We start from the raw sequence: 6,881 nt of genomic DNA on the forward strand, positions 1-6,881 counted from the left end.
CGAAAACTCTGTTTTCCATCCCTCGTTTTCCTCCATCTGAAAATTTTAGAGGAATAGATTGTTTCTTCTCGTCACCCGAGGAGAAACAATTAGGTTACAAAATGGAGCTTATTCGTAGAGACTATTCTTCATGCGGGATTTGAGCCTGTTCCGAGAAAAACACATCAAAATTTTGTTATAGGTATTCTAGCAAAAGTTAAAATCTGCATGTATATTTCCCAATACATGAAAAAAGTCATGATGGCCATTACGCTCTCTTTGATAATAATTCTGCCTGCCGTCGGATTAGAAAACAGTTTTTTTGAAAAAGGAACAGCAGTCCATGAAAATTCAAGTGAACTGTTTCCCCTTCCGGAGAAATTCAGCTGGCGAAACATAAACGGAACGGATTTTACCACGCCGGTAAAAAATCAGGAGCCGTGCCCGAGTTGCGAGGCATATGCACTGGTTGCCGCCCTTGAGACAATGGTGCAGTATAAGGCGGGGTATCCTTTCGGATGTGATTTGTCTGAAGCCCATCTATTCTTTTGCTCGGGCGGAACATGCAAGTGGGGCGTGAATGTAAGCCATGCCGCTGACTACATGATCGAACATGGAGTGCCTGATGAGGGATGTTTTCCAGATCCCCACAGGAAGACCGACATGCCATGCAACATGACGCTGCCGGGCTGGGAAAACAGGACTGTAAAAATAAAAGAATGGGGATGGGTTGAAAACGATATGGATAGCATAAAGAGAGCATTGATTGAGCATGGGCCACTGGTCATATGCATATTTATCTGGGAGGATTTCATGCATTACCGCGAGGGCATTTACAAGCATCGCTGGGGAATGCTTAAGGGGGGACATTTAGTGAGCCTTTTTGGTTATAATGATGAACAGCAATGTTGGATAGTCAAAAACAGCTGGGGGGAGAACTGGGGCGAAGACGGCTGGTTTAGAATGGCATATGATGCGGACATGCTCATACCAAGATGTTATGGAGGAACAGGAATACTTTATATTGGCAAGCCATACGGAAATTTCATGCCCGATGTTCCGAAGGTGCATATCGAGGAACCGAGACGGTACCATACTTATTTATTCGGAAAGGAAATTCCATCAATATTCGGGAGAGTGCTTTTCCAGGTGGGCATTCCACGAGTCTTCGGATATACAGATGTGGATGTGAACGTAACAAACGCGGAAAGAGTGGAATTTTATGTTGACGGCGAAATGAAATATACTGATGATGAACCCCCATTTTTGTGGCAGATGGATGTGCCTATAGGAATGCATACGATAGAAGTGTTTGCCTATAATGAAGACGAAAAAATGTCAAAAGATATGGTAGATGTTTTTGTTAATGCATAAACTATAATAAAACAGAATCACATTACAAAGTAATGGAGACCAAAAATAAAATTTCCATAATTGCAGTGTTTATTCTCATATTAATTACATCGGTCCTTTTATATTACTGGTGGGTAGACCAAAATGGCGAGAGAGAGCCATCTGCCGTACTTGATGTAGATCACAAAAGCTTTACAATATATGAAGGAAATTGCATATCCATCTGCCTTTCTTTTAAATCTAAAGAAAATTATCCAATTGCTACAGATGTAGAATGGGAAATAACTGCTGCAGGAGATACGGGAAAGATAACGTATCCGCCCGGCATAAATGTATCTGCCACGAATTTATCGGGTATGCTATCCGCGGTATATCATGCTCCCGATGATGTCGATGTGATGAATCACACGGTAAAGATAGTCGCGAGGACCGCCTGGCAGGGTGAAAAATATACGGCAGAAATAAATGGAACAGTGCAGCCCATTCTCCACAAAACCAGGCTATCTCTTTCATGTAGCAGAAAAAAAATGATAGCAGGAGAAACGGCCATCATCAAAGCAACGCTGATGGGCTATGTAAACCAAAAATGGCAACCTATGGCAAATAAAACAATAGAGTGGGCATTCTTTGGAAAAGAAAATAATACGGCAACGCTCAAAAAATTGGGCGAAAGAAAAAGCGTGACGAACTATGCAGGCAAATCGGAAATCCCATTTTTCCTGTCGGATGCGAATGATACAATGAATATAATTTGCTCGGCAAAATTTGAGCAAAATTTGTCAGGGGATGTGGACTACACGGAATGCAGCCGTTTAACCAATGTAACTGTTGTCCCGGAAAAACCGGGGGATTTTCCCGTGGTGCTAATCCATGGATGGATCGTCTCCTCGACAGACTGGCTTTTAAATTATACCTGGTGGAATCTGACACAAAAGTTGGAACAAAGAGGCTTCAAAATACTTGATTTTGATATAAGCAAGCCGGGAATACAGTACCTTACATACGACCCGGACTGGAAAGACCGCCATATACCCTGGATAGCGGCAAGGGTGAACGATGAAATAGAAAAAGCATTGGTCTTGAATGGATATTCCCCCAACCAAACAATAGATATCGTTGCCCACAGCATGGGTGGTCTGGTATCAAGATTCACGGCAGAACATGGGGGAGCGGATGTTGATTACTGGAACGATTCATGGATGCCGGGCGATGAAGGGTGCCCGTGGTACGGCGACGGCGACCCTGATATCAATATAGGTGGCGAACAAATAGACGATTTGATCGTTGTCGGTACGCCCTGCCACGGCGTTCCGCCGGGCATAAACTCAAGCATTCTTAAGATAATAGGATATCTTTACTTTCCGTGGTGGATAGGGCAAGTACCCGACATGATATATAATTCCAAATTTCTGGAAGCGATGGGATACCGGGGAACCGATATGGTCGACTATTATGCTGTCGGAGGTGACATAGGGTTTATATTCGGCATGCCGATGGATTTTGACGGAGACGGTACTGCACACACCTCTGACGGACTGTGCCCTACCGAAAGCTCTTATCTGGAAGGCAAGCCATTGTATATAGTGGAAGGGAAAGCATGGCCCAACGGAAACGCAGATCATGTTTCTTTGACGGCCATAAATGATGATGTTCACGAGTATATCATAAGCAAGCTTGTATAAACAGGTCTGGAAAAATTATTAAATAGCGGGATTGTTAATCGACCAATGAAAGTGCAGCCCCCGTTCAGCATATTGTTTCTTCTTATAGCCCTGCCATTATTATTTATGCTGTTCGGCCTTATCTTTGTCGGGGCCATAAGCATGGCTTTTCAGAAACTTGGTTTTTCTCCAATTCTTGCGATTTTTCTCCTCTTCGCGGTACTTTTTGGGAGTTTCATCAATGTCCCAGTCTGGAAGATAAAGGGTATGCAGGAGCGCTACACGTATGATATGTCATCTTTTCTACCCAAACAGGTTAAGACCATTTCAGAAGGAACGACAAGAGTGGATATAAACATTGGAGGGGCCATTATACCTCTTGTAGTATCCATATTCCTGCTGTCCCGATTGGCTGTGAAACTGTATCCCCACCTTATGTTTGCCACGATTTTTATGGCGGCTATATGCTACAAACTGGCAAGGCCTGTACAGAGAACAGGTATAGCAATGCCCGCTTTTATTCCCCCCGTTCTGGCATCGCTGGCCGGTGTTATACTCGCTCCACAAAATGCTGCTGTCGTTGCCTTTATTTCAGGAGTTGTGGGCGTGCTCGTGGGGGCCGACCTGATGAATATAAGGAAAATAGGGAGGATAGGAGCGCCAGCAGTATCCATAGGGGGAGCGGGCACATTTGACGGTATATTTCTCACCGGGATACTGTCCGTGATGCTTGTTGCGATAGTATGAAGGAAATAGAATTATTCCATCCGTTACTTCAAAAGGTTGTCAGGGAAGAGGGGTTGAAAGAGCTTACAGAACCCCAATCGAAAGCAATACCTGAGATATTAAAAGGAAAAAATTGCTTGCTGATAGCCCCGACTGGCATGGGAAAAACAGAAGCGGCACTCCTGCCCATTTTCAATCTCTTTCTAAAGGAAGGCAAGGCAAAGGGAATATGGGTATTGTACATAACACCTCTACGCGCCCTCAACAGGGACATGCTCCGCCGGACAATTTCATGGGGAAATAAGCTCGGTATAGACATAGCGGTTCGCCATGGTGACACTACGAAAAAGGAAAGAAAGAGGCAATCATTGCATCCGCCTGACATGCTCATCACAACTCCTGAAACGCTCCAGATACTTTTTACGGGAAGAAATTTAAGGAATAGTTTGAAAGATGTGAGATGGGTAGTCATTGACGAAGTTCATGAACTTGCAGGAGAAGAAAGAGGGGCACAACTTTCCGTCGCCCTTGAAAGACTGCAAGAAATATCAGGTAATTTTCAGCGCATAGGGCTTTCCGCTACTGTTGGAACGCCGCATGAGGTTGCAAAATTTTTTGGGGGAGGAAGAAAAGTCGAGGTAATAGAGGTAAATGCCGGGAAAGAGATGGAAATCGATGTGGAATTTCCTGAAGTAAAGGGAAATGACAAAAAAATAGCCGAAAAGCTGGAGTGCGACATTAAATCTGCTTCTGTGGCGAGGAGGATTGAAGAAATAATGGAGAAGCATAGTTCCATTCTTTTTTTTGTGAATACAAGAGATACTGCAGAATTGCTTGCCGCCCACCTTCACGGAATCGGATTGCCTATAGAAGTACATCACGGTTCATTGTCAAGGGAATCACGGATAGAGGCCGAGGAAAAGTTTAAGGAAGCGAAGATAAAATCGCTGATTTGCACCTCGTCTCTGGAACTGGGCATAGATGTCGGGCATACCGACTTTGTAATGCAGTATAATTCACCCAGGCAGGTGACAAGACTAGTGCAGAGAATTGGCAGAAGCGAACACCATGCCGGCGGTACCGCAAGGGGAAAAATACTTGCGGCAAATCCCGAGGATTTTGTGGAGAGCGTTATAATCACCCGAAAAGCGATTGACGGCGAACTCGAAAAAACAAGGATAAGAAAAAATCCGTTAGCTGTTCTTGCAAACCAGATACTTTCCATCACGACGGAATACGGAAAAATAGAAAGCAGTAGAATGTATGAAATTATAAGGAGGGCGTACCCTTTCAGAACTCTGGACGAAAATAAATTTTTACAGGTGCTGAAACAGTTAGAGAACCAGCGCATAATATGGTATGACGGAAATACCATTGGAAGAAAAAGAAAAACAAGAAATTATTTTCTTGAAAACATATCCATGATTCCAGATGAAAAAAGCGTGGAAGTATATGACATATCCACAAACAAAAAAATCGGCACGCTGGATGAAAGTTTTGTATTGAACTACTGCAAACCGGGGGCGAGATTTATCATGGAAGGGAGGGCATGGGAAGTAATCCGTAACGATGAATATCTGACAGTTTCTCCCACGAAAAGGACGCACATGGTGCCCGACTGGGCGGGGGAGGAAATTCCCGTACCGTTTGAAGTGGCACAAGAGGTAGGAAAAACGAGGAGGATGGTGGCAGAGAAAAAAGTGAAGGATGAAAGCGGTATCATCGAAATGGAAATTAATGAGCAAATTAGGTATAACTTTCTCGTTCCAACCGATAAACTTGTAACCATAGAAGAAGGAGAAGGCATTGTCTACATAAACACACATTTTGGATCCAGGACAAATGAAGCAGCGGGCAGAATCATCGCCTCTCTTCTTGCCCAGAGGCTCGGGGAGAGCATTACCATGAATAGCGATGCATACAGAATTTACTTACGAGTTACGCATCCCATAAACCCGGAAATGGTAAGAGAAATAATGCTCAATACAAATCCTGAGGGAATAGAGGAATTGATGAGAATCGTCCTCAAAAAAAGCACGTTTATAAGATGGGAATTGATAAAAGTTGCAAGAAAATTTGGCGTGCTTGGCAGGGATGCCGATTACAAGAAAATTTCGGTAGAAAAAATAGTGGATGTTTTTGAAGGATTGCCTCTGATGGAGGAAGTGGTGGACAGATTTATGTGGGATAAGATGGATGTTGAACACTCAAAACAAGTTTTCAGGGAAATGCAGAAAGGAAACATATCAATAAAAATTCAGGGCATATCCCCCTTCGCATTGGAAGGCGAAAAAGCAAAGGGAGAAATTTTTCATCCGGCGGGGCTTGACCCGGTCATACTAACTTCGCTTAAAAAGAGATTGATGAACGTGCACATAAGCCTCACATGCATGAACTGCTCTTATGAATGGAATACAACGGTTGGAAGAGTCAGGCCAATATGTCCGAGATGCAGTGGAAAAATGATAGCAGTGGTTAAAGGACATAAAATTGGTGATGTAAGCAATAAATCTCTTGTAAAAAGCGCTTCACTGGTTGCATCGTACGGAAAAAAGGCGATTATGGTTCTGGCAGGATACGGGATAGGACCGGATACCGCTGCAAGAATACTTGGAAAACAGAAGGACGGAGATGGCCTACTCAAAGAAATATTGAAGGCAGAAATAAATTATTCGAAGACGAGACGGTTCTGGGATTAAAGCTAAATAAATCTGTTGTGCTAGAAATCCAAGGGCAAAATAAATAAATGCTGCCTCTTTCCAAAAGCATGACGAAGCACACTACGATGTCTCTTCCCAAGTCATTATACGAATCTGTTAAGTAGACCAAACCTTAAATTTTGATTTCTAACTTGTTAGGTGGCACAAACGCATTTTACTACCATTAAGTTTATATTCTTGTGCACCCTAACTATTATTGATATGTCATATATTGAAATTAAAATAATAAAAGGCATGAAGTATCGTTATGAAAGAACAAGTTATAGGGTCGGAAAGAAAGTGAGACACAAAAGTAAATATTTGGGACCTATCGGGCCTGTAAATAAAAGGAGAAAAATAAATGCTGGTAGAAAGCCTAAGCTAAGAGTTAGAGATCTAACAGAGGGAGAGAAGGAGTTTATCTGGCAGAATCTCAAAAACAGTAAGAGTTTTATCAAGGATA

The 6,881-nt window shown here is 42.9% G+C and carries 5 protein-coding genes; all 5 read left to right on the top strand.

Annotation, left to right across the window (positions count from 1 at the left end; translation table 11 throughout):
* The first annotated feature begins 225 nt into the window (after nt 1-225).
* The gene (locus tag U9O96_04665; protein ID MEA2054392.1) at nt 226-1,353 is read left to right on the top strand and encodes a C1 family peptidase; all 1,128 of its coding nucleotides are present in this window, start codon (nt 226-228) and stop codon (nt 1,351-1,353) included.
* 32 nt (nt 1,354-1,385) lie between these two features.
* Nucleotides 1,386-3,014 (top strand): hypothetical protein, encoded by a 1,629-nt coding sequence (locus U9O96_04670; protein MEA2054393.1) that lies wholly within the window; start codon nt 1,386-1,388, stop codon nt 3,012-3,014.
* A 45-nt stretch (nt 3,015-3,059) separates the two neighbouring features.
* Complete coding sequence (locus tag U9O96_04675) at nt 3,060-3,740, top strand: DUF1614 domain-containing protein (protein MEA2054394.1); 681 nt, start codon at nt 3,060-3,062, stop codon at nt 3,738-3,740.
* A complete protein-coding gene (locus tag U9O96_04680) occupies nt 3,737-6,418 on the top strand; it encodes a DEAD/DEAH box helicase (protein ID MEA2054395.1) in 2,682 nt (893 codons plus the stop codon). The genes U9O96_04675 and U9O96_04680 overlap by 4 nt, the downstream gene beginning before the upstream one ends.
* Before the next feature lie 222 nt (nt 6,419-6,640).
* On the top strand, nt 6,641-6,881 hold a 241-nt coding region (locus U9O96_04685; protein MEA2054396.1), incomplete at its 3' end, for a hypothetical protein.

It is taken from the genome of Candidatus Thermoplasmatota archaeon (genome assembly GCA_034660695.1).
In the GTDB taxonomy this organism is placed as follows: Archaea; Thermoplasmatota; E2; order UBA202; family DSCA01; genus JAYEJS01.